This window comes from Rhizobium sp. CF080, from assembly GCF_000282095.2.
GTDB lineage: Bacteria > Pseudomonadota > Alphaproteobacteria > Rhizobiales > Rhizobiaceae > Neorhizobium.
The window spans coordinates 157437-180185 of sequence record NZ_AKKC02000002.1 but is presented as its reverse complement, the minus strand read 5'-3'; the positions used below and the strand labels follow the sequence as shown (position 1 = coordinate 180185).

Below are 22749 nucleotides of genomic sequence, written 5' to 3'. Positions count from 1 at the left end.
TCGATAGCGTCAGGAGCGGGATGTCGAATCCCGCTCCTTTCTGTTTTAGGTCTTCGAAGCGCTGATAGATAGCGGTGGCTACTGACCCATCAATTCGCCCATCCGCCTCACGATGTCGTCCAGCACGGCAATGCGCTGCCCGCCCGACGGACGAATGGCGAAATAGGAGACTTCGATCCTCGGCTCGAACGGAATGGCGATGATGTCGGCGCCGGCGGAGCGAAGGCTCGTATGGTCGACGATGCCGACACCCATTCCCGATGCCGCGAAATAGCAGCAGTTCAGCATCGAGGTTTCCATGGTGCTGATCGGTTGATGGTCTTCATTCGAAAAGGCGCGGTCCAGCGCCAGCCTCAGCGGTGAATTGCGGCCCGGGATCAGGACACGCTCGTCCAGAAGGTCGGCAGGCGTGATGACCTTGCGAGACGCCAGCCGATGGCCCGGCGCCATGGCGGCGACCGCATGCGAACCGTGCAGCAGGATCGCGTTCTTGTCCGCCATGCGCGGCGAGCCGAAGACGAAGCCGAGATCGTAGCGGTTTTTCTCGACCATGTCCCAGATATGCCGGCTGTTTTCGACATCGATCACCAAGGGGATGTCCAGACGGTTGCCGACGACGTCGATGATCGCCTGGTGCAGGTAGGGCCGGACCAGCGAAGTGACGCTGGCGATCCTCAGCACGATGTTCTTGTGCCGGCGGATATCGTCCGCGGCCTGGGCAATTTGGTCGAGGCCGAGATAAAGCCGCTCGACCTCCCGGAAGAGCTGCGTCGCCTCGGCTGTCGGCATGAGCCGGGTCCCGACCCGTTCGAACAGCCTGATTTCGAGGATTTCCTCCAGGTCACGGATGAGGCGGCTGACGGCAGGCTGCGTGACGTTCATAACCTCGGCGGCGGCGGTGATGCCACCCGTCATCATCACGCTTCTGAAGGCTTCGACCTGTCGTGGCTTCAATCGCATGCGCTGTGCCCTCCCATAACATTAGGACATGAATGGAACACCAAATGCAATTTTTCTTTTCTGGGCAGAGGCTCTAATGGCATGTCTAATCCGCAGGGAGAGCGCGGATTTCGGAAACACCGGAGGAGCTCCATCATGAAATTCCTTACGATCGCAGCCGCATTGGCAGCGTCAGTCTTTGCCGTACCGTTCGCAGCCCATGCGAAGGACCTGACCGTTGGCCTGGCCGCCTCGACCACGTCCATGGATCCGCAGTTCTATGTCGTCGGCCCGAACAGCGCCATGGCGCGCAACCTCTTCGATGGCCTTGTCAATCAGGACGCCAAGCAGCAGATCCAGCCGGCACTCGCCGCATCCTGGAAGACGATCGATGATACGACCTGGGAGTTCAAGCTGCGGCCGAACGTCAAGTTCCACGACGGCAGCGACTTCACGGCTGAAGACGTCGTCGCCAGCATCAAGCGCGTGCCGCTCGCCTCGAAGAATAGCCCAAGCTCGTTCGCAGCCTATGTAAAGGCGATCACCGACGTTACCGCCGTCGATCCGCTCACGGTCCGTATCAAGACGGACGGCCCGACGCCGCTGCTTCTGAACAACCTCAGCCGCATCGCCATCCTGCCGGCCGAGATGGAAAAGACGACCACCGAAGACATGAACTCGGGCAAGGGCGTCATCGGCACCGGTCCGTTCAAATTCGTCTCCTGGACGCCGGACGACAACGTTGTCGTCGCGCGCAACGACGGCTATTGGGGCGAGAAGGCGGCTTGGGACAAGGTGACGTTCCGGGTGTTCAAGAACAGCAGCGCCCGTGTCGCCGCCATGCTTTCCGGCGACGTCGACATGATCGAGAGCATCCCGACTGCCGACACGCGCAAGCTCCAGGCGTCCGACAAGCTCAAGGTCGTCAATGTGGCGGGTAACCGCATCATGTATCTTCACATGGACCAGGGCCGCGAGGAATCGCCTTTCGCCAAGGGGCCGGACGGCAAGAACCCGCTGCTGAAGCCGGACGTGCGCCGTGCGCTTTCTCTTTCGATCAACCGTGAGGCGCTCGTCGATCGCATCATGGACGGCCAGGGCGTGCCGGCTGGACAGGTCGTTCCGGAAGGTTATTTCGGCTATGATCCGGCCATCAAGGTCGATGCCTACGACCCGAACAAGGCCAAGGAACTGCTGGCCAAGGCCGGTTACCCGGACGGTTTCTCGTTGACCTTCCACGCATCGAACGACCGTTATCCGAACGACTCCAAGGTCGCACAGGCGATTGGCCAGTTCTTCAGCCGCATCGGCATCAAGACGGAAGTCGTGACGCTGCCGGGCAGCGTCTACTTCACGCGCGCTTCCAATCTGGAGTTCAGCTTCATCATGGGTGGTGCCGCTGTCGAAACCGGCGAAGCCTCCGGCGTGCTCGGCCCGATCCTCGAGACCTATGGCGAGAAGGCAGGGCAGGGCAATCGTGGCCGCTACTCCAATCCGGAGTTCGACAAGGCGCTGAGCGAAGCCCGCGGCACGCTCGACGATACCAAGCGCGAGGCGCTCCTGAAGAAGGCGACCGAGATCGCCATGACGGATCTCGGTGTCATCCCGGTCTTTTACCTCGCCAACACCTGGGCTCTCAAGAACGGCCTTTCCTATGAAGGCCGGTCGGACGCCTACACGCTTCCCTACTATGTGAAGCCGAACTGATCCGGAAAGCGGTGATCCATCATGTCTTTCAGCGGTGTTTTCCCCTACCTTGTTTCGCCGATCGATCAGTCGGGTGCGGTGATGGAAGGCGTGCTGACTGATCTGGTGGATCACCTGATCGACGCGGGCGTCCATGGCCTGACGCCGCTCGGCAGCACTGGTGAATTTGCCTATCTCTCCCAAGAGCAGCGGCGTCACGTCGTCGACACGGTAATCTCGGCCAATCGCAGCCGGGTGCCCGTTGTCGCCGGCGTGGCGTCTACGTCGACCAGCGATGCGGTTGCTCAGACGGAATACATGGTCGAGGCCGGGGCCGACGGAATATTGGCTATTCTCGAAGCCTATTTCCCGATCAGCGACGAGGGCGTCGAAGCCTATTTTACGGCTATCGCCAAGGCAGCGAAGGGCCGGCCGGTCGTTCTCTACACCAATCCTCAGTTCCAGCGTTCCGATCTCACGCTCCCGGTCATCGAGCGTCTGAGCCATGTCGAGAACATCCGTTACATCAAGGATGCCTCGACCAATACCGGGCGCCTCCTCTCCATCATCGAGCGGACCCGCGGCCGGATGGAGGTGTTCGCCGCCTCCGCGCATATTCCGGTCTGCGTGATGATGATCGGTGGGGTTGGCTGGATGGCCGGTCCCGCCTGCATCGTGCCGCGCCAGAGCATTGCCCTTTACGAAGCGGCGAAGGCGGGGGACTGGGCAAAGGCAATGGAATTGCAGCGTCTGCTTTGGCGCGTCAACGAGATCTTCGCGAAATATTCGATCGCCGCCTGCATCAAGACGGCGCTCGAGCTTCAGGGCTTTCCGGTTGGCGCGCCGATGGCGCCGCAGGTGCCGCTCGGTGAGGCGGCTCGTGCCGAGATCGGTGCGGTTCTGCGTGATGTGGGTGCGCTCTGAGCGCCGGCATACGACTGACAATTCAAGGGCAAATTCGAAATGACTCCAATTCCGATCATCGTGGATTGCGATCCGGGGATAGACGACACGATCGCGCTTCTGACGGCTTTCGTTTCACCGGAACTCGACATCCTCGGCATCACGCCCGTCTGCGGTAACCAGCCGCTCGAACGCACGGTGCGCAATGCCCTGCAGATCTGCGAACTGGGCCGGAGAACGGATATTCCGGTCTATGCCGGCTGCTTCCGGCCGATGCTGCGCGAGCCGATCTATGGCCAGTTCCACGGCAAGACCGGGCTGGGCAATACGGTGCTGCCGGAACCGGTGAAGACGGTCGAGCCCAAGTCGGCAGTCGATTTCCTGATCGACACCCTGACCGCCGCAGCTCTGGAAAAAAAACGGATCACTGTCTGTTGCCTCGGTCCGATGACCAATCTCGCTGTGGCGCTGCGGATGAACCCGCAGGTCGCCGAGGGCATCGAGCGTATCGTGATGATGGGCGGCGCCTATCGCGAGCCCGGCAACCGGACGATGACCGCGGAATTCAACGTGCTGGCCGATCCGCATGCCGCGCATGTCGTGTTTTCGAGCGGCATCCCGATCGTCGCGCTGGCACTCGATGCCACGCATCAGGTCATGCTGAAGCCGGAGCACGTCGCAGAGTTTTCGAACGTCAGCGGCCGGATCTCACAGACGCTTGCCGAACTCATGGCCTTCTGGGACCGTAACGACGTGCGGCGCTACGGCTCGCGCGGCGGCCCCCTCCATGATCCGCTGGTGATCGCTTACCTTCTGGCGCCGCATCTCTTTACGACCGAGCGCGCCCGGGTGTTCGTCGAGCACGAGAGCGAACTTTGCATGGGCCAGACCGTCGCCGACTGGTACGGCAAGAGCGGCCTCGAACCCAATGCGGATATCGTGACCAAAGTGGATGCGGAGGGCATTATCGCCTTGTTCCTCGATCGCCTTTCGCGTTACGCCGAAAAGGCCGTGGCATGAACCGCCAACGGGTCATCATCGATGCGGACCCTGGCTTGGATGACGCGGCGGCCATCCTCATGGCGCTGGCATCGCCGGAGATCGACGTGCTCGGCCTGTCGATCGTGGCGGGAAATGTTCCCTTGCAGGATACGGTGGCGAACGCCTGCAGGATCGTCGGCGTCTCCGGCCGCACCGATGTGCCCGTCTACGCGGGCGCGGCCGGTCCGTTGGTCCGGGAGCAGGTGCTCGGAAAATATGCGAGGATCGGCGCGTTCAGCGATGACCTCGTCGCCCGCGGCGGCATTGAGCCGTCGGAAGAACATGCGGTGCGGTTCATCGTGAGATCGGCGCGCGAAGCGGCCGAGGCAGGCGAGCCGATCACCATTTGCGCCATCGGGCCGATGACCAATCTTGCGCTTGCTCTCATCCAGCATCCCGATGTGGCGCGCGGCATCCGGCAGATCGTATCCATGGGTGGTGCCTTCACCGCGCTCGGCCATCGCACCCCCTGGGCCGAGTTCAACGTGCTTGCGGACCCGCATGCGGCAGAGATCGTCTATCGTTCCGGCGTCCCGATCGTGGTGATGCCGCTCGACATGACCTTCCAGGCACTGTTCACCGAGGAACACTTCAAGAGCTTCGGCACTCGCGGCGGGGCCGCGGGCGGTGCGCTCTACAATCTCTTCTCGACCTTCGATCGCAGTGACATGGTGCGCTTCGGACGGCCGGGCGGGCCGATCCACGACGCGACGACGATCGCGTGGCTGATCAGGCCGGAGCTTTTCACCAGCCGCAAGGCAACCGTCGGTACGCAGGTCACCGGGCTCACGATGGGCTATACCTATGCCGACTTCTACCAAAAGATGGACCGCACCCCGAACGCCACCGTGGTGACCGATGTGGACGAGGCCGGGTTCATCAATCTGTTGATCGAACGCATTTCGCTTTATGGAAGCGCTGCGCCCGGTCCCAAAACGCCGGGAGGCTGAAATCTATGAGCGGTTATCTCTTAAGCCGGTCGATCCAGACGGTTCTGACGCTATTCGTGATGTCGGTTCTGGTTTTCGTGGGCCTTTATCTCGTCGGCAATCCGGTCGATGTGCTCCTGAGCTCCACGGCGACGCCGACCGAGCGCCTGCAGGTCATCCAGTCCTTCGGGCTCGATAAGCCTGTGTGGGAGCAATATTGGTTGTTCCTCACCCGCGCCTTGTCTGGCGACCTCGGCAATTCCTTCGTCTTCAACCAGCCGGCGCTGACGCTGATCCTCAAACGCATGCCGGCGACGCTCGAACTTGCCTTTGTGGCGCTCGTCCTCGGTCTCGTTTTCGGAATTCCGCTCGGCGTCTATGCGGGCCTGAAACCGAAGAGTCTGATCTCCAAATCGGTGATGACCTTCTCGATCCTTGGCTTCAGTCTGCCGACCTTCTGGATCGGCCTGGTGATGGTCATGCTGTTCAGCGTCCAGCTGGGATGGCTGCCGGCATCCGGGCGAGGGGAGACGGTGCCGGTTTTCGGCGTTCCCATCAGCCTTTTCACGCTGGATGGCCTGTCCCATCTTCTTCTGCCGGCGCTGAACCTGGCGCTGTTCAAGATTTCCCTCATCATCCGTCTCACGCGGGCGGGCGTGCTCGAAACAATGCAGCTCGATTTCGTCCGTTTCGCGCGTGCCAAGGGCCTGCCGGAACGCCGGATCGTCACCGTGCATGTGCTGAAGAACACGCTCATTCCCCTGATCACGGTCATCGGCCTCGAACTCGGTTCGCTGATCGCGTTCGCCGTCGTCACCGAAACGATCTTCGCCTGGCCGGGAATGGGCAAGCTCATCATCGACGCCATCGCCGTTCTCGATCGCCCGCTGATCCTCGCCTACCTGATGATCACCGTCGTGATGTTCAGCGTCATCAACCTCCTCGTCGATATCCTCTACTCGATCGTCGACCCGCGCGTTCGTCTTGAAGGGAATTCGTGATGAGCCAGGATACAAATGCCGCAAATTCGCTGCATGTCGGCAGCACCAACGATCAGGCGCGCCGCTCGCGCTCGCCTGCCCGTCAGATGCTTTCGGCCCTGCTGCACGACAAGCTGGCGCTTGTCGGCATCCTTCTGGTGCTGGTTTTCATTCTGGCGGCGGTGCTTGCGCCCCTGATCGCGCCGCAGAATCCGTATGATCTGTCGCAGCTCGATATCCTCGACGGGCGCCTGGCTCCCGGTTCGCAGAGCACGAACGGGATGGTCTACCTGATCGGCACCGACGACCAGGGCCGTGATCTCCTGAGCGCTATCCTTTACGGGCTGCGCACCAGTATCCTTGTCGGCATATCGAGTGCGGCGATCGCATTGGTGATCGGCGCCTCCCTCGGTCTCGTCAGCGCCTATGCCGGCGGCCGGCTGGATTCGTTCCTGATGCGCGTCGTCGACATCCAGCTCAGCTTTCCGGCGATCCTGATCGCCCTGATCTTCCTTGCCGTCCTGGGGCAGGGGGTCGACAAGATCATCCTGGCGCTGATCGTAACCCAATGGGCCTATTACGCCCGCACGATCCGCGGCTCGGCGCTGGTGGAGCGCAAGCGTGCCTACGTGGACGCGGCTCGATCCATGGCACTTCCCGACCGGCGCATCCTCTTCAGGCACATCCTGCCGAACTGCCTGCCGCCGCTGATCGTCGTCGCGACCATGCGCGTCGCCTATGCGATCATGCTGGAGGCGACGCTTTCCTTCCTCGGCATCGGCCTGCCGGTGACCGAGCCGTCGCTCGGCCTGCTGATCTCGAACGGGTTCGAATACCTGCTTTCCGGCGACTACTGGATCAGCTTCTTCCCCGGCCTGGTCCTTCTGCTGCTCATCGTCGGCATCAACCTGATCGGCGACAGCCTGCGCGACATTCTCAATCCCCGGCGGGAAGGCTGAGACATGACCCATCCGATCCTTTCGATTTCAAACCTCAACACATCGTTCCGCGTCGGCGGCGAATGGCGCAACGTCGTGCACGACGTCAGCTTCGACATCGGCGCGAAGGAGACCGTCGCGGTGGTCGGTGAATCCGGCTCCGGCAAGAGCGTCACGGCCATGTCGATCATGCGGCTTCTGTCGCCCGGCAACTCGCGCGTCACCGGTCGCATCGACTTCGAGGGCAGGAACCTGCTCGACCTGCCACTTGACGAAATGCAGTCCATCCGTGGCAACCGCATCGGCATGATCTTCCAGGAGCCGATGACCAGCCTCAATCCGGTCCTGAAAATCGGTCAGCAGATCACCGAAGTCCTCGTCCATCATCGTGGCATGTCGAATGCGCAGGCTGAGGCGGAAGCGGTCAGACTCCTGGAGAAAGTTCGCATTCCGTCGGCGAAGTCACGCCTCAATGAGTATCCCATGAACTTCTCCGGCGGCATGCGGCAGCGCGTCGTCATCGCCATCGCGCTCGCCTGCGATCCGAAACTCCTGATCGCCGACGAGCCGACGACGGCGCTGGACGTTACCATCCAGGCGCAGATCCTCGAACTCATCAAGGCCCTGCAGGAAGAAGAGGGCATGTCCGTCCTCTTCATCACCCACGACATGGGCGTGGTAGCGGAAATCTCCGACCGCACCGTGGTCATGTATCGGGGCGATGCTGTCGAGACCGGCACGACGCGCGAGATTTTCTCCGGCGCCAAACACCCCTATACGCGTGCGCTTCTCTCCGCCGTACCGCAGCTCGGTTCCATGACCGGGCTTGACCGGCCGCTGCGCTTCCCGGAGGTCGACATGGCGACAGGCGATATCCAGCCCCCCGAGCCCACGGTGGATACGGTGAGGCGCGATGCGGCACCGATCCTTAAGGTCAACGACCTGGTGACCCGGTTCGACATCAAGAAGGGCTTCCTGCGCAAGACAGTCGGCCGCATTCACGCCGTCGAAGGCGTTTCACTGCAGTTGCGGCAGGGCGAGACGCTTTCGCTCGTCGGAGAATCCGGCTGCGGCAAGTCCACGACCGGCCGTTCGATCATCCGGTTGACGGATGCGAAGTCCGGCACGATCGAGATCGACGGCAAAAACGTCCTGGGAGCCGGAAAATCCCAGCTGGCAGACATCCGCCGGGAAGCGCAGATGATCTTCCAGGATCCGTTCGAAAGCCTCAATCCGCGCATCCGCATCGGCAATGCGATCGCCGAGCCGATCGTCACCCATGGATTGGCCGATGCGGCTGAAGCGAAGGAACGGGTGGCCGAACTGCTCGAACGCGTCGGCCTCTCGGCATCGATGGCGGACCGTTTCCCGCACGAATTCTCCGGCGGCCAGCGGCAGCGCGTCTGCATCGCCCGCGCTCTTGCTCTCGAGCCGAAGCTGATCATCGCCGACGAGAGCGTGTCCGCGCTGGACGTGTCGGTCAAGGCGCAGGTCATCAACCTGATGCTCGACCTGCAGGAGAAATACGGGCTCGGCTATCTCTTCATCTCGCACGACATGGCGGTTGTGGAGCGGATCAGCCACCGGGTCGCGGTCATGTATCTGGGCGAGATCGTCGAGATCGGTTCGCGGCAGGCCGTCTTCGAGAATCCTCAGCACGACTACACGAAGCGCCTGATGGCGGCGGTGCCGATCGCCGATCCCTCCCGCCGCCAGACGCGCCGGATTTCCAACGACGAGATCAAGAGTCCGTTCCGGCCCGCGGACTACGTGCCGCCGAAGCGCTCCTATCAGCAGGCCGGCGAGGGTCATTTCTTCCAGGTTGCCTGATAATCGGGGCCATGCTGGAGCGTACCAACAGAGCGGGAGCGCCTAACGCCCATAACGCGCTCCGCAATCGCGGAGCGCCACGGTCGGAAACTACTCTTTGACCCAATATGAGGTCGTATTCTCGATGACTTTCTTGATCTTGCGGTTGTCTCTCCATTCCCTTCCGGTGTCACGGATGACCGGCGTCTGCTGGGGAGAGAAAATGTAGTTCTTGTGCGGCGCCGCCAGCTGCTCCAGCTTTGCGTTGACGCCGGAATAGAACTGTTTTTCCGGGTCCCGCGACTCGTCCATCAGGCTCGAAGCTTGCCGGGCGAAGGAACCGCGAAGAATGGAAGGCGACGTGGTGAATTTGGGAAAGGTCCGAAACAGCGGGATCTTTATGCCCAGGAACCGCGCGTACTCGTTTCTCTCGTGAAGATGACCATGCTTGGCGATATCCCAATTCTGGTCGGCCGTGTGAAAGGATACCTGCATCACGCTTGGATCCGAAAACGGGCCGAAAACGTCCTCGCCGAGGTCCCTCAACGCGACCCAGTCATCTTCGAGGTGGAACACGTAATCGGAACGGGTATTGGACCAGAGACGCTTGACCGCAGCCCCAAATCCCGGCTCGCTGGGTCTAAAAAAGGAAGCTGAGGGCAGATAGCTTTCGACGACCCTTATGCACGCGCTTTCATCTTCTTCCGTTCCGAATATCGGATCGATATTCACAAGAATATTCGAAAAAGTAAGATGAGCAAAACTACGCTTTGAGAAGCTTTTCAAAGTCTCCTCAAGCAAATCTGGTCTTCTACCCGCAACTATACACAAATCCAGACTAAAGTTCGCCAACGCAGCATATCCCGATATAATCCAGTACTCCGTACAGAGGAGTTTTGCCCGGATATCATAGTGGCGGCAACGTCGCCACTCGTTTTGGGATATGCTGCCCTGTCAGGTCAAGGCGTGTCCGGTTGGCCCCCACAAACGGATGGCTACCTTCTGAAGAAGGAAGCCAGATATGCAAGGGTGCCGCTGGATTTGCGGGTGGCGATGGTACGCACCTGATGGGCCACCGTGCTTGCGCTCACATGCGCTCCGAAGTGGCAGAAGCAGACCAGTCTGTGGAGCTGTCGATCGGACAGTTCAAAAAACCGCCTGGCTTCCCCGTAGGTGTCGTCTCTCATCCCCGCCGCGCGCAGGACAGGATCCGAAAAGGCAACGGCGATCGCGGTCCCGTCGCCGCGCATGGCGGCCCGTATTTCATCAGGCTGATATTCGGTTTCCCGAAATGTCGAAAGGGATCGGTCGGGGTTGAGCTCGAGAATCTCGGCCCACCGTTCGAGGCGTTCGCTGCTGGACATCTGGAAGTTGGGATAGCTGCGGTTTATCCTGGCTATAGTCTTCAGCTGTTCGACTGCACGTTGCTCCATTACGGCCTCCTATTTGAACAAAATAGATGCCCGTCGCCCGTCATTATTTTGATCCAGACCGCTTTTCATGTCCAATCACGATTGGGGACCGACACCAGTCCCCAGCCTTCCTTCATCATAATTGATGAACCCCGAGGCCAGCACCCCTTAGCGCGCCGAGCCGTGGCGGGCTGATCACGGTGGATTTGACCGTTCATCTCTTTCAGGAAGAGGATTCGCCCCTTTGAAGGATCTCCCGGGGATGCGCGGAATGTTCCTTCACCACCTGCTCGCTGCCATCGATTTCCTGCAGCATGACGTCATATCCCCACAGATCCGCCAGATGCTGCAGGACCTGCCTGGTCTCGCTATCCTCCAGAACCCAGTCGTTCGGAGCCCGGTGCTGCAGGAGGAGGCGGCGGTCGCCGGCGAGATCGACGTCGACAATGTCGATTCTCGGATCGGTCCAGCCGATATCGTATTCGCGCGCCAGCTGCCGGCGGACCCGCTTGTAGCCCCGCTCGTCGTGGATCGCCGAGACCAGGATGCCTTCGCTCACTTGCGGGTCGTCGTAGAGCTGGAAAAGGCGCCACTTGCGGATCAGGTGCGGGCTCAGGAACTGGCTGATGAAGCTCTCATCGCGGTAGTCGGCCCATATACCGCGCAGAACCTGCATAGGGTCGCCGCGGCCGGCGATATCGGGGAACCATTCGCGATCCTCGTCGGTCGGCTTGGTCACGATCCGCTCGATATCCTGCATCATCGCAAAACCGAGGGCATAGGGGTTGAAGCCGGAGAAGCGCCGGTCGTCGAAGGTCGGCTGGAACACGACATTGGTATGGGATTTCAGGAATTCGAAATAGTTGCCATCGCTGATCTGCCCGCGGGCGTGTAGCCGGTCCATGATTTGGTAGTGGACATAGGTCGCTGTCCCCTCGTTCATCACCTTGGTCTGACGCTGCGGGTGGAAATACTGCGCCACGTGGCGGACGATCCGCAGGATTTCCCGCTGCCACGGCTGCAGCCGGGGCGAGGACTTTTCGAGGAAATAGAGCAGGTTGTCCTGCGGCAGGCCGAGCGCCGCGCGCCGTCTCTCAAGATCGACGTCGGCCGCATCGCGCTTGCGGCCCGCCGGCACCGTGCGCCAGAGGTCGTTGAACATCTGTTCTTCATGGGCGCGTCGTTCCTGCTGGCGTTTTTCCTCCTGGCGCAGGTCGAGCCTCGTCTTGCCGGCATAACGGTGCACGCCGTGCGACATCAGCGCATGGGCGGCATCGAGGGTCCGTTCGACAGCCGTCTCGCCATAACGTTCCTCGCAGCGGGCGATATAGCCCTTGGCGAAATCGAGGTAATCGAGAATGCCCTCGGCGTCGGTCCACAGTTTGAACAGATAGTTGTTCTTGAAGAAATGGTTATGGCCGAAGGCCGCATGGGCGATGACCAGGGTCTGCATCGTCGCGGTGTTCTCCTCCATCAGGTAGGAGATGCAGGGCGAACTGTTGATGACAATCTCGTAGGCGAGATCCCGCATGCCACGGCGATAGAAGGCTTCGTGATGGGCGAAATGCTTGCCGAAGGACCAGTGGCGGTAAAACAGCGGCATGCCCGTCGACGAATAGGCGTCCAGCATCTGTTCGGCCGTGATCACCTCGATCTGGTTCGGGTAGACGTCAAGCCCGAGTTCGCCGATCGCGATCTCCTCGCATGCGTCGTGGATGCGCTGGAGGGTGGCAAAATCCCAGTCCGCCCCCTCGAAGAGCAGCCGATCCTTTTGCATAACCGCCTGAGTCATGGCACCGCCTTCGTCTGTGTCGAACGCTTCTGGAAAAGATCGTGGAAGACCGGGAATATCTCGTTCTTGCGGCAGACCTTGCGCATCGCAAGGGGAGCCATCTCTGAGCGGATGCTTTCATAGAGGCGCCAGAGGGGGGAATTAGAGACAGAGGAATCGCCGCCCTCCTCATCGACCTCGATATAGGCGAAATACTGGCAGAGCGGCAGGATCTCGTGCTTCAGCAGATGGCCGGTCGGGGCCTCGTCCCGGTAGGAATTGTCGCCATCCGAAGCCTGGGCGGCGTAGATGTTCCATTCCGTCGGGTCGAAGCGTGCGGCGATGATGGTGCGCATCGCCGCCAGTGCGCTCGAGACCAGCGTACCGCCGGTCGCCTGGCCATAGAAGAAAGTCTCCTCGTCCACCTCCTCGGCCTTCTCGGTGTGGCGGATGAAGACAATTTCCACCTTCTCGTAGCGCTGCGAGAGAAACAGATAGAGCAGAAGGTAGAAGCGCTTGGCCAGATCCTTCATGTGTTCCGACATCGATCCGGACACGTCCATCAGGCAGAACATCACCGCCTTCGCAACCGGCTTCGGCTCGTTCTCGAAACGGCGATAGCGCACGTCGAGCGGATCGACATAGGGAATACGCCGGATCCTGTCTGTCAGCGACTTGAGCTCCGTCTCCAGCAACAGGCGCGTTTCCTCGTTGTCGCATTCGTCGATCTGGCGTTGCAGCGCCTCGATCTCGGCAGGCTTGGGGCGCTTGAGGGCGATGCGCCGCATCATCGCGAGCCGCGTCGTCCGGTCGATGGAGAGATTGGAAGGAGAGCCGGAAATGGAGTAGCCGGCCCGCACCGGGCTCATCTCCTCGGTTTCGCTGAGCCGCCGCTTGGCAAGCTCGGGGAGTTCGAGATCATCCAGAAAAACCGAGAGAAATTCCTCGCGCGTCAGCACGAAGCGGAAGCCATCTTCGCCATCGCCCTGGCCCGCCTCCTTGGGTCGGCCGGCACCCTGGCCGGGGGGGCGGGGAATGATATCGCCTTCAACGAAGGCCCGGTTGCCGGGCAGGACATGATCCGTGATCCCGCCTTCGGCCCGGCGGAAACTTGGCTCACCCATGCCGCCGATCGGAAGGCTGACTTCGCCGCCATCCAGGACATCACGGATGCTGCGGCTTTGCAGCGATCGCCTGACTGCTTGCTGCACGGCGTCCTTTGCACGCCGAAGAAACCGCTGCCGATTTTCCAAACTTTTACCGCGCGGGTTCAGCCGCCGGTCGATGATGTGCATGTTGGCTCCTGCATGAGCATTAGGGTCTGTACTCAACTAGAGTTCGGGCGCTGCACAACTAAGTATGCCACAATCCTACGTCCTGTCGTCACACACAATGATGGAGATCAAATCCACCATTGTGTGCTTCTGAAACTCAACGGCTTTCGTGCCTGCCGCGTTCCAAATCCTAATTGAGTACAGACGCTAACCTGCCTGTTTAACCCGCATGTACCACTCTACCAGACGGCGGACCTGTCTTTCGGTGTAGCCGCGCGCCGTCATGCGCGATACGAACTCGCTGTGTTTCTTCTCCGTTTCGCCATCCTTCTTCGATCCGAAGGAAATTACCGGCAGAAGATCCTCCACCTGGGAGAACATTCTTTTCTCGATCACCTCCCGGATCTTCTCGTAGCTCGCCCATGACGGGTTCTTGCCGCCATTGTTGGCGCGCGAACGCAGGCAGAATTTGACGATCTCGTTGCGGAAATCTTTCGGATTGGCGATCCCCGCCGGCTTTTCGATCTTCGTCAGTTCCTGGTTGAGCAGATCGCGGTCAAGAAGCTGCCCGGTGTCCGGATCCTTGAAATCGACGTCTTCGATCCAGGCGTCTGCATAATCGACGTAACGATCGAAGAGGTTCTGTCCGTAATCCGAATAGGATTCCAGATAGGCCTTCTGGATCTCGTTGCCGATGAACTCCGCATAACGCGGGGCAAGGTCTGCCTTGATGAACTCGATATACCGCTTTTCAGTTTCCTCCTGGAATTGCTCGCGGCGGATGGCCTGTTCCAGCACATACATCAGATGGACGGGGTCGGCGCCGATATCCGTCGTGTCGTGGTTGAAGGTCGAGGCCAGAACCTTGAAGGCAAAACGTGTCGATATTCCGTCCATGCCTTCATCGACGCCGGCCGCATCCCGGTATTCCAGGACGCTGCGGGCGCGCGGATCGGTTTCCTTGAGGCTTTCGCCGTTGTAGGCGCGCATCTTGGAGAAGAATGTCGAGTTCTCGTGCTTGCGCAGCCGCGAGAGCACCGAAAACCGGGCCAGCATTTCAAGCGTTGCCGGCGCGCAGGAGGCATTCGCCAGCTCCGAACCCTCGATCAGCTTTTCGTAGATCTTCTGCTCCTCGTCCACCCGCAGGCAATAGGGCACCTTGATAACGCAGATGCGGTCGATGAAGGCCTCGTTGTTCTTGTTGGCCTTGAAGCTCTGCCATTCGGCTTCGTTCGAATGGGCCAGGATGACGCCGGAGAAGGGAATGGCGCCGATATTCTCGGTGCCCATGTAGTTGCCTTCCTGGGTCGCCGTCAGCAGCGGATGCAGCATCTTGATCGGCGCCTTGAACATTTCGACGAATTCGAGCACGCCCTGGTTGGCCCGGTTGAGCCCGCCGGAATAGCTGTAGGCATCCGAGTCGTTCTGGGAATAGTTTTCCAGCTTGCGGATATCGACCTTGCCGACAAGCGAGGAGACGTCCTGATTGTTCTCATCGCCCGGTTCAGTCTTGGCGATCCCGATCTGGCGCAGTCGCGAGGGCTGCAGCCGCACCACCCGGAAGCGGGTTATGTCGCCACCGAATTCATCGAGCCGCTTCAGGCACCACGGGCTCATGAGCCCGCTGAGACGCCGTGTCGGAACGCCATATTGCTGGAGCAGCATCGGACCCATGGTAACTGGATCGAAGAGATTGAGCGGGCTTTCGAAAACCGGGCTGATATCGTCGCCGGCCTTCAAGACATAGATCGGATTGGCTTCCATGAGCAATTTGAGCCGCTCGGCAAGCGAAGACTTGCCACCCCCGACCGGGCCGAGCAGATAGAGAATCTGCTTCCGCTCCTCGAGGCCCTGGGCCGCATGCCGGAAGAAGGAGACGATTCGTTCGATCGTCTCTTCCATGCCATAGAAACCGGCAAAGGCCGGATAGGCCCGGATGGTGCGGTTCATGAAGATTCGGCCGAGCCTGGCATCCTTGGCCGTATCGACCATCTGCGGCTCGCCGATCGCTGCCAGCAGCCGCTCGGCCGCGTTGGCATAGGCCATTGGATCTTTTTTACAAAGTGCCAGATAGTCGGCGATCGACATGTCGGTCTCGCGCCGCGCTTCATAGTTCCTGGTGAAGGCATCGAACAAGGATTCACTCGGCATAGGCATCTCCAGTCAAGGTTGCGCTACTGCTCGACTGCCGCAAAGATTGAAAACGATGCGGCAATCCATTGAGAATCAAGATGTTTCTAAACCTAATACGACACCCGGAGCGTTTTCATGGCAATGCACAAAAATGTGCGTCCACAAATCAGTTAAGACTTGGCAAACAGCAAGTGAGGCCCGAACCGGTCGGCGGCAATGGAAATGGCGCCGTGATCGTGATCGCCGAAAAGGCGTCTTGACCCGCGGCAACCCGGCGGCGCCCCATCCAGGCATGGGCCCGCCGCGAGGCGGGGAAGACAAGCTCTGCTTTGCTGTCTATGGATGCCCGTATCAGGCAGCCGAGACGGGCGTTTCTCATGGACCAGCAGTTTTTCGACAGAAGCTCGGTGGAAGTCGCGCGTGACTTGATCGGTGTCGAACTCGATGTCGCGGGTATCGGTGGCGTGATTGTCGAGACGGAAGCATACCAGCCGGATGAGCCGGCCTCCCACAGTTTTCGTGGGCCTACCCAGAGGAATGCGGTGATGTTCGGCCCGCCCGGGCATGCCTATGTCTATCGTTCCTACGGAATCCACTGGTGCCTGAATTTCGTCTGCCGCCCAGGAAGCGCCGTACTGATCAGGGCGCTGCAGCCGGTCCGAGGCCTCGAGAGAATGGAGAAAAGGCGCGGCCTTGCCGATCCGCTGCTCCTGTGCTCCGGCCCGGGCCGTCTCTGCCAGGCGCTCGGCATCACCATTGAACACAACGGCCTGCCGCTGTTTGCGCCGCCATTCGAACTGGCTCTTCCACAAACACCGCCGCTGATCGTCACCGGGCGGCGGATCGGCATCTCGCAGGCCGTCGATCTGCCCTGGCGTTTCGGCCTTTCCGGCTCATTGCACATCAGCAAGAAGTTTTCGGGCAAGGGCGGTCTGGCGCCCTGAGCCTGAGGATCATTTGTTGCGGCCGAGCAGCGACAGCAGCCCGCCCGTCGCAAGCCCGAGCAGGACGCCGCCGGCGGCCAGCAGCAGCGCATAGGACATGATATTGTCCGACAGCCAGTTGGCCGCGATCAGCCGCGCATTTGCCGGCGAGAAAGGCTGTGTCGGCATGAACCGGAACCAGCTCACCGGCACGTCGTGCGGTTCCTTGTCGCCGCCTTCATAGATCATGATGCGGCCCTTGAGCTTGTCCCACTCCTCCCGTGCGGAGAACGCTCGCATGCCCTCCGCCAGTGACGCGGAGTCCGGGGAGATGATGGCCGTCCAGGTGCCGACCTCCGTCGGGTCGCTTTCCTGGGCTATGATCAGTTTTGCCGTTTGCGAAGGCTTGTAGAGCTCGTCGGTGGCCGGGGCAAAACGCAGCATCGCCAGGCTGAGATCGAAATTGTCCTTCGCCCATGCGCTGAGCGCCGTGAATTGCTGGGAAAAGAAGTTGTTTCCGGCGCGTTGCTGCCAGTCCTGCAGCGTCAGCGAGGTTCTGGCCGATCCGTTCGATGGTATGCCGGCGGGGTTCCAGCTATTGCGGCTCTCCTGGTCGATCTTGAGCTGGGTGAGGATGTTGGCGGGGAATTCCGATATGGAGCCGACGAAGAGTGCGTTCGCTCCGGCAACCCGCGCCGCCGATATGGTGACGTCGACCGGCATGATGTGATGCGAGGCGATCGACATCTTGCCGATAAACGTCGCGGCCGCGGACAGCGTCTGCTCGTCGATCCGGCCGAGGAACAGTGAAACAGGGGCGGTGCCCAGCCGGTAAGGAAAGCCGGTTCCGGCCGTGGCGGCGAGATTGGGGACTTGGGCGATGCGGGCAAAATCCGGCATCTGGAACTGCGAGGTGCCGAACAGCGCAAATCTTGCCTTGTTGTCGGCGGTTGAGCCCGGGGCGCAGGCGATATCCTGCCGGGTCAGAAGGGCGGCTTCGATGACGATCGTGTTCACGCCTGGCTTGAAATGCTGCAGCGTCAGCTTGATCGGCAGGTGACGCAATATGGAGCCGCCTGAGGAGGTAATGGGTACTGTCGAGGCGATATTGCCGTTGACGAAGATGTCGATATGGCTGCCCGGCTGGACGTCGGCCGTATAGGCGGCATCGAGCAGGATACGCGCTTCCCCATAGGCATTGGCGTAGAAATCGGCAGGCACGCCGATGGTGAAGTGGGTGCGGAACAGCCGGCCGCCGAATTCCTGGCTTTCGATACCCAGTTGCGCGAAGTCGATTTCCGCATTGGAGAACAGGAACGGCGTATCGAGGCCATGCCAGGCCTGGGTGGACAGCGTCTCGCGCCTCTGGGTCGCCGAACCGTCGGTGGCGGCGACGAAGCTCTCGATCAGGCCCTCTAGCGACGGCCAGCTCGGACCGGAGAGGACGAGCGCCGACGCGCCGTCGGTCCCCGGATAGTCGAGGAAGCTCGCCACGGCGGCATTGGCGGCGGCGGCGGGTAGGGCCGGCAGCAACGGCCGCAATTCGTCACGGGTACCGACGAAGATCGCAAGCTCGCCGGGTTTCGGCAGGGCGCTCGGCGTTTTCTCGAACGCGAAGGACTGGTTGGGCATGCCGCCCATCAGCGCCAGCCCCTGGGTCAGACGCATCAGTACGTCCGTCGCCCCGAGCTGGTCGAGGGCTGGCACGATCAGCCGGAATCGGGTGCTCCCTTTTTCATCGACGCCGACGGCTCGGATATCGTCAAGCCGCGACAGCCGTTTCATGCCGCTGGTGCCGAATGTCAGGAACGTCCGCGCCGGATCGATCTCTGTCCACAGCTCGAACGTAGACTCGATCGTGCAGTCGGTGCGGTGACGCTGGTCGGCGCGAAAGCGGACGAGATTGATGCCGGCTTTCAGAATGCCGGCCGGAACGTCGAGGACGCGATCGCTGACCTGTTCGGGAGAGGTGATCGGATTGTTGTAGACCGGCACGTCGTTGATGGTGACCGCCAGTTGGGAGATTTCCGGCGCGACCACGATGGAGTTCTGGTAGCCGATATTGAGTTTTGCCGGCGCCGATGCCTGTTCCGGCGTCAGGTAGATCGACCAGGAGCGCTGCTCGATCTCACCATTCAGCCGCAGGCTCTTCTCGGGCACGAGGTAATACCGCCCCGCGAGGGCCGCAGGGGAGGCCGGTTGCTGCCGCACCGGTGCCCGCGGCTGCGCAGCAGGAACTGGCGTTGGCGAAGGCGGCGTGGCTGCCCGCGGTGCCGTCGGTACCGGTGCCGGGCCGGTCGCGGGGGCAGGTGCCGCCTGGAATGGAGCGGGTGCCGGCGGCAGCGGGATCGGCGTCTGCACCGGCGCGGGGGTCTGAACGGGGGCAGGTGCCGGCTGTGAGGGTCTTGCTGGGGGGGTCTGCTGGGCCGGAGGAGCGACCGGCGGCTGGTTTTCCTGGGATCGTTCCGGGTTCATGTTGAATGGCGCCGGCGTCTGGGCGGGCGCAATGCCTGCCGAGAGAAGAACAACTGCGATGGCGAGAGCCTTTATCATCATGCCCCCTATTTCCGCGCGTCTGAGGCGTTATCACGTCCAGTATCGCGGACAAGATAGGAGAGCCCGCGCGCCGTCTGGTAGATCGCCAGGCCGAGAAACCACAACGTGCCAGCCACAAGGCCCGGATTGCGCCGGCGTGAGATTTGGAACTGTGTCCATTGAGCGGAGTTGGCGAAGATAAGGTCGGCGATCAGCCGGTGGTCTGTCGCCCGTTCCGGCGTATAGCGGCAGCCGATCGAGGTGACGTCGCCGATCGTCTCCACATTGCGGATCTCGACCGGCAGATCGCTGATCGGCATGTCGCTGAAGGGCTGGAAACGGAGAACCCCCTTTTTCTCGACCGCGATATCCTTAAACCCTTCCGTATAGACCTGCACGGCGGCACCATGCACCGAAACGTCCTCTATGGTTGCCGTGAACCAGCGGTCGTCGACGCCGAATTCGCAGCGCCGGCTGACCTTGACGCGCCGCGAGGCCTGCCGTTCTCCCCGCTCCGACACGACGCCCAGCGCACAGCCGGCAAGGATGATGTTGAGCAGGTTCCAGCCGCCGACCACCAGCGTCACGTCGGCTTTATAGGGCTCGGCATAGACGCGGTAGACGCTGATCGCAAACGCGACGAGCAGCACGAAGAAGATCACGAAGAACGGCCGGCTGATTTCCGAAAGACGGCTGACGGCGACGGATTCATCCTTGGCGGTCACCTTGAAGGTCGGCTTGCGTGGATTGAGCATCACCGAGACGACGGCGGGCAGCAGATGCACCGTCTGCACATATTCGTACAGTTCGGAAATCCAGGGCCAGCGGAACGCTCCGTAGAGATAGTTCTGCATCATCAGGTTCACGACCATGTAAGCAAGCGAATAGACCATGAATTCGCCGCCGGACGAGGTGAAGATCTCGAGATCGAAGAACAGGTAGAAGAGCGGCGCGAAGAGAAAGATCGTGCGCGGGAAGGGAAATAGCCAGAACAGCGTCGATGACATGTAGCAGAATCGCTGTGGCAGCGAGAGACCGCGCTTAAGCGGCGGAAAGCGGAAGCGCAGGATCTGCATCATGCCCTGGGCCCAGCGGCTGCGCTGGCCGATGAAGCTCGCGAACGTGGCGGGCTGCAGGCCGGCGATCAGGGGCCGGTCGAGATAGAGGCTGTGCCAGCCGCGGGCATGCAGGTCGAGCGCCGTCTCGCAGTCCTCGGTGATGCTGACGCCCGAAAAGCCGTTCGAGACTTCGAGCGCCTTGCGGTTCAAGACCGCCGCCGACCCGCAGAAGAAGGCCGCATCCCATTTGTCGAGCCCGCGCTGGATGATGCCGTAGAACATCTCGTTCTCGCTCGGCATCTTCTCGAAGGTGCGCAGGTTGCGCTCGACAGGGTCGGGATTGAGGAAGAAATGCGGCGTCTGGACAAGGAACAGCTTCGGGTCCTCGTCGAAATAGCCGACCGTCTCCAGCAGGAAGTCGCGGGCCGGCGCATGGTCCGCGTCGAAGACGGCGACCAGCGATCCGGTCGAATGCTTGAGCCCGTTGTTGAGATTGCCGGCCTTCGCATGCTCGTTACGCTCGCGGGTGAGGTAACGCACGCCAAGATCTTCGCAGAGCTGCTGCAGCAGCTTGTGGCGGGTTTCCGCGGCCCGGGCGTCGGCGACATTGCCTGATTTGCGTTTCTGCACGGTGCCGCCGTCGTCGAGCAGCCAGACGGTCAGCTTTTCCGGCGGGTAGTCCATGTTGCGGGCGGCGGCGAGCGTGTTGGCGAGCAGCACCTCGTCCTCGTTGTAGCTCGGCACGAAGACGTCGACGGTCGGCAGCTCCCGATCGCGGCGTCCGTATGGCGGACGCGACGGCAGCGGCATCGCCACGACGAACAGGCTGAGCGACAGCATCAGCACGCTGTACATTTCCGCCAGATAGACGAGCAGGCCCGGAATGAAGTTCTCGAGCTGGTTGACCGGCGGCAGCGTGCTGGTCGTGCGCCAGTAGACGTAGCGCATCACCATCGCGGTGCCGAAGGCAAGTGCCACCAGGCGCCACTTGCCGCCTGCCTTGAGCAGCCGGATGACGGCCATCACGCCGACGACGAGAATGCTGGCGATGAGCTGGGTGCGCGTGTTGATAGGTAGGGTTACCAGCGTGATGATCAGTGCGCTCGCGAGCGCCCAGATAACCGCAGAAAGGAATGTCCGCATCTTTGGCTATCTCCAGCTGCCGGAAGATCCGGCGGGCGATCGGTCGGCATGATTTGAATTAGCGGCACGCATTGGCGGCTCCGCTGGTCGTGTCGGCGCAGGAAGGCGCCGGAACGCTCGCCCGCCCGGCTGCGCTCAGGCCTGATGGCGAGGGAACGAGCGGCGCGCGTGGCATGGATGGTGAGGTCGTGACCGGCAGAGCGCTCCCAACAGGTGGAGCGCTGGCGGCTGTCTGTGTCATCACTGGCCGTGGCACCGAAACCACCGGTCCGGTGGGGAGCGGCGCGCTTGTAACCGGGGCAGCGGCAACCGGCTGCGGCTGCTGAACGGCAGGTGCCGGCGCGGGGCGGGTGTAGACGACCGCTCTCTGCGGCAGGACCGGGACGATCGTCTCGGTGGAGGCCGGTCGCGGATAGATCGGCGCGCCGACCCCGCCAAGGCTCGACGAGACCGGCTGAGGTTCGCCGTAAGGGTTCCAGCCGCCGTCATCCACCGCACCGGTGATCGTGTAATTGTACATGAAGGCCAGCAGCTTCTGTTCCGTGGCGTTCGCCTCACAGATCCTCACGCGGATCTGGATCGAGCCGTGGTTGGCGAGCGGCGAGACGGTGCCGGCCGGGCTGCGGACCTGCTGCCAGCCATACATGCAAAGATCGCTGCCGGCGCTGCGCCCGAAGGCATAGCCGAACGGCCCGTAATTGTTCTGGACGAAGAAGGACGAGCGCTCCATGCGCACACCCGGCAGCAATCTCCGCATCTCGGAAGCGACCCCGGCTTCGGTGACCGGTGTGGAGGTAAGCGTGTTGTCGCTGAGCTTGAACGGGCTGGCCGTGCCGAAGAACTGTGCCTTCAGCACGTTCTGCCCCGGAGTAAGGGCCGAGGTATAAAGAAAGATGTCCTGATCGATCGCGTTGTTGTAGCGCCGTTCGATGACGCTGACGATCCCGGGGCCGGCCGGCGGCGGCAGGACCATGGCCTGTTCGGCAGGCACATTCTTGGCAAACGTACCCATTTGGAGGGGCTGGCCAGCGCAGCCGACAGCAAGAAGTGGCAGCCCGGAAAACAGAACCGCTGCACCCAGATGGCCGAGGCCGCTCATTTTCTGTTTTCGAACCAGATGCTTTTCCGCCATGCCGAGCAATACCGATAGGTCGCGGACATTCATGTCCGTCGGAGGTCTCTGACGACCGTTCGTTGCAAGGTGAGCTGCAGCAGAATCGATGGCCTGGACCGACTCGGCTATTTGATGTTGTAAATCTAAATTGTTCGTTAACC

At 61.4% G+C, this 22749-nt stretch carries 17 protein-coding genes; 8 read left to right on the top strand and 9 right to left on the bottom strand.

Features of this window, described 5'->3' with window-relative positions:
- Positions 1-78 precede the first annotated feature (78 nt).
- Positions 79-960 carry a LysR substrate-binding domain-containing protein gene (locus PMI07_RS02045; RefSeq protein ID WP_007755186.1) on the bottom strand — a complete coding sequence of 294 codons (882 nt, stop codon included), beginning with the start codon at positions 958-960 and terminating at the stop codon, positions 79-81.
- Positions 961-1095: 135 nt separating this feature from the next.
- On the opposite strand from PMI07_RS02045, the gene PMI07_RS02040 reads away from it, so the two are divergent.
- The 7 genes from PMI07_RS02040 to PMI07_RS02010 are packed head-to-tail and all read left to right on the top strand — an operon-like array spanning position 1096 to position 9246.
- Complete coding sequence (locus tag PMI07_RS02040; protein ID WP_007755184.1) at positions 1096-2646, top strand: ABC transporter substrate-binding protein; 1551 nt, start codon at positions 1096-1098, stop codon at positions 2644-2646.
- A gap of 21 nt (positions 2647-2667) precedes the next feature.
- Positions 2668-3549 carry a dihydrodipicolinate synthase family protein gene (locus PMI07_RS02035; RefSeq protein WP_007755181.1) on the top strand — a complete coding sequence of 294 codons (882 nt, stop codon included), beginning with the start codon at positions 2668-2670 and terminating at the stop codon, positions 3547-3549.
- Between the two features lie 39 nt (positions 3550-3588).
- The gene (locus PMI07_RS02030) at positions 3589-4548 is read left to right on the top strand and encodes a nucleoside hydrolase (RefSeq protein WP_007755178.1); all 960 of its coding nucleotides are present in this window, start codon (positions 3589-3591) and stop codon (positions 4546-4548) included.
- Entirely contained in the window at positions 4545-5519 is a 975-nt protein-coding gene (locus PMI07_RS02025; protein WP_007755175.1) for a nucleoside hydrolase, read from the top strand. The genes PMI07_RS02030 and PMI07_RS02025 overlap by 4 nt, the downstream gene beginning before the upstream one ends.
- A 5-nt stretch (positions 5520-5524) precedes the next feature.
- Positions 5525-6499, top strand: a complete 975-nt coding sequence (locus PMI07_RS02020; RefSeq protein WP_007755173.1) for an ABC transporter permease — start codon at positions 5525-5527, stop codon at positions 6497-6499.
- On the top strand, positions 6499-7437 hold the full coding sequence (locus PMI07_RS02015) for an ABC transporter permease (protein WP_007755169.1): 939 nt from the start codon (positions 6499-6501) through the stop codon (positions 7435-7437). Before PMI07_RS02020 ends, PMI07_RS02015 begins: the two co-directional genes overlap by 1 nt.
- Before the next feature lie 3 nt (positions 7438-7440).
- Positions 7441-9246: an ABC transporter ATP-binding protein gene (locus tag PMI07_RS02010; protein WP_007755166.1), complete on the top strand. Its 1806-nt coding sequence runs from the start codon at positions 7441-7443 to the stop codon at positions 9244-9246.
- A 90-nt stretch (positions 9247-9336) separates the two neighbouring features.
- Here PMI07_RS02010 and PMI07_RS02005 read toward each other — a convergent pair whose 3' ends face one another.
- The 5 genes from PMI07_RS02005 to PMI07_RS01985 all read right to left on the bottom strand — a co-directional run bounded on the left by PMI07_RS02005 (position 9337) and on the right by PMI07_RS01985 (position 15833).
- The gene (locus tag PMI07_RS02005; RefSeq protein ID WP_245277081.1) at positions 9337-10026 is read right to left on the bottom strand and encodes a hypothetical protein; all 690 of its coding nucleotides are present in this window, start codon (positions 10024-10026) and stop codon (positions 9337-9339) included.
- Positions 10027-10220: 194 nt separating this feature from the next.
- Entirely contained in the window at positions 10221-10658 is a 438-nt protein-coding gene (locus PMI07_RS02000) for a hypothetical protein (RefSeq protein ID WP_007755159.1), read from the bottom strand.
- Between the two features lie 202 nt (positions 10659-10860).
- Positions 10861-12429 (bottom strand): SpoVR family protein, encoded by a 1569-nt coding sequence (locus PMI07_RS01995; protein ID WP_007755156.1) that lies wholly within the window; start codon positions 12427-12429, stop codon positions 10861-10863.
- A complete protein-coding gene (locus tag PMI07_RS01990) occupies positions 12426-13703 on the bottom strand; it encodes a YeaH/YhbH family protein (protein ID WP_007755153.1) in 1278 nt (425 codons plus the stop codon). The genes PMI07_RS01995 and PMI07_RS01990 overlap by 4 nt, the downstream gene beginning before the upstream one ends.
- A gap of 186 nt (positions 13704-13889) precedes the next feature.
- Positions 13890-15833, bottom strand: coding sequence for a PrkA family serine protein kinase (locus tag PMI07_RS01985; protein ID WP_024163493.1), 1944 nt, complete (start codon positions 15831-15833; stop codon positions 13890-13892).
- Between the two features lie 359 nt (positions 15834-16192).
- Between PMI07_RS01985 and PMI07_RS01980 the strand changes: the two genes are divergently transcribed.
- Entirely contained in the window at positions 16193-16759 is a 567-nt protein-coding gene (locus PMI07_RS01980; RefSeq protein WP_007771597.1) for a DNA-3-methyladenine glycosylase, read from the top strand.
- A gap of 9 nt (positions 16760-16768) precedes the next feature.
- On the opposite strand, the gene PMI07_RS01975 is transcribed toward PMI07_RS01980, so the two are convergent.
- Genes PMI07_RS01975 through bcsN form a run of 3 tightly spaced genes read right to left on the bottom strand, consistent with a single transcriptional unit; the run spans position 16769 to position 22639 of the window.
- Complete coding sequence (locus PMI07_RS01975; protein WP_051484071.1) at positions 16769-19294, bottom strand: cellulose biosynthesis cyclic di-GMP-binding regulatory protein BcsB; 2526 nt, start codon at positions 19292-19294, stop codon at positions 16769-16771.
- Between the two features lie 5 nt (positions 19295-19299).
- The gene (bcsA, locus tag PMI07_RS01970) at positions 19300-21474 is read right to left on the bottom strand and encodes a UDP-forming cellulose synthase catalytic subunit (protein WP_024163491.1); all 2175 of its coding nucleotides are present in this window, start codon (positions 21472-21474) and stop codon (positions 19300-19302) included.
- Between the two features lie 58 nt (positions 21475-21532).
- Positions 21533-22639: a cellulose biosynthesis protein BcsN gene (bcsN, locus tag PMI07_RS01965; RefSeq protein WP_007768385.1), complete on the bottom strand. Its 1107-nt coding sequence runs from the start codon at positions 22637-22639 to the stop codon at positions 21533-21535.
- Between the last annotated feature and the right edge of the window lie 110 nt (positions 22640-22749).

What these genes read in the sequence shown, in the direction of transcription:
- PMI07_RS02045 (WP_007755186.1), bottom strand. Translation starts at nt 960, where the DNA reads ATGCGATTGAAGCCACGACAGGTCGAAGCCTTCAGAAGCGTGATGATG.
- PMI07_RS02040 (WP_007755184.1), top strand. Translation starts at nt 1,096, where the DNA reads ATGAAATTCCTTACGATCGCAGCCGCATTGGCAGCGTCAGTCTTTGCC.
- PMI07_RS02035 (WP_007755181.1), top strand. Translation starts at nt 2,668, where the DNA reads ATGTCTTTCAGCGGTGTTTTCCCCTACCTTGTTTCGCCGATCGATCAG.
- PMI07_RS02030 (WP_007755178.1), top strand. Translation starts at nt 3,589, where the DNA reads ATGACTCCAATTCCGATCATCGTGGATTGCGATCCGGGGATAGACGAC.
- PMI07_RS02025 (WP_007755175.1), top strand. Translation starts at nt 4,545, where the DNA reads ATGAACCGCCAACGGGTCATCATCGATGCGGACCCTGGCTTGGATGAC.
- PMI07_RS02020 (WP_007755173.1), top strand. Translation starts at nt 5,525, where the DNA reads ATGAGCGGTTATCTCTTAAGCCGGTCGATCCAGACGGTTCTGACGCTA.
- PMI07_RS02015 (WP_007755169.1), top strand. Translation starts at nt 6,499, where the DNA reads ATGAGCCAGGATACAAATGCCGCAAATTCGCTGCATGTCGGCAGCACC.
- PMI07_RS02010 (WP_007755166.1), top strand. Translation starts at nt 7,441, where the DNA reads ATGACCCATCCGATCCTTTCGATTTCAAACCTCAACACATCGTTCCGC.
- PMI07_RS02000 (WP_007755159.1), bottom strand. Translation starts at nt 10,658, where the DNA reads ATGGAGCAACGTGCAGTCGAACAGCTGAAGACTATAGCCAGGATAAAC.
- PMI07_RS01995 (WP_007755156.1), bottom strand. Translation starts at nt 12,429, where the DNA reads ATGACTCAGGCGGTTATGCAAAAGGATCGGCTGCTCTTCGAGGGGGCG.
- PMI07_RS01990 (WP_007755153.1), bottom strand. Translation starts at nt 13,703, where the DNA reads ATGCACATCATCGACCGGCGGCTGAACCCGCGCGGTAAAAGTTTGGAA.
- PMI07_RS01985 (WP_024163493.1), bottom strand. Translation starts at nt 15,833, where the DNA reads ATGCCGAGTGAATCCTTGTTCGATGCCTTCACCAGGAACTATGAAGCG.
- PMI07_RS01980 (WP_007771597.1), top strand. Translation starts at nt 16,193, where the DNA reads ATGGACCAGCAGTTTTTCGACAGAAGCTCGGTGGAAGTCGCGCGTGAC.
- PMI07_RS01975 (WP_051484071.1), bottom strand. Translation starts at nt 19,294, where the DNA reads ATGATGATAAAGGCTCTCGCCATCGCAGTTGTTCTTCTCTCGGCAGGC.
- bcsA (WP_024163491.1), bottom strand. Translation starts at nt 21,474, where the DNA reads ATGCGGACATTCCTTTCTGCGGTTATCTGGGCGCTCGCGAGCGCACTG.
- bcsN (WP_007768385.1), bottom strand. Translation starts at nt 22,639, where the DNA reads ATGAATGTCCGCGACCTATCGGTATTGCTCGGCATGGCGGAAAAGCAT.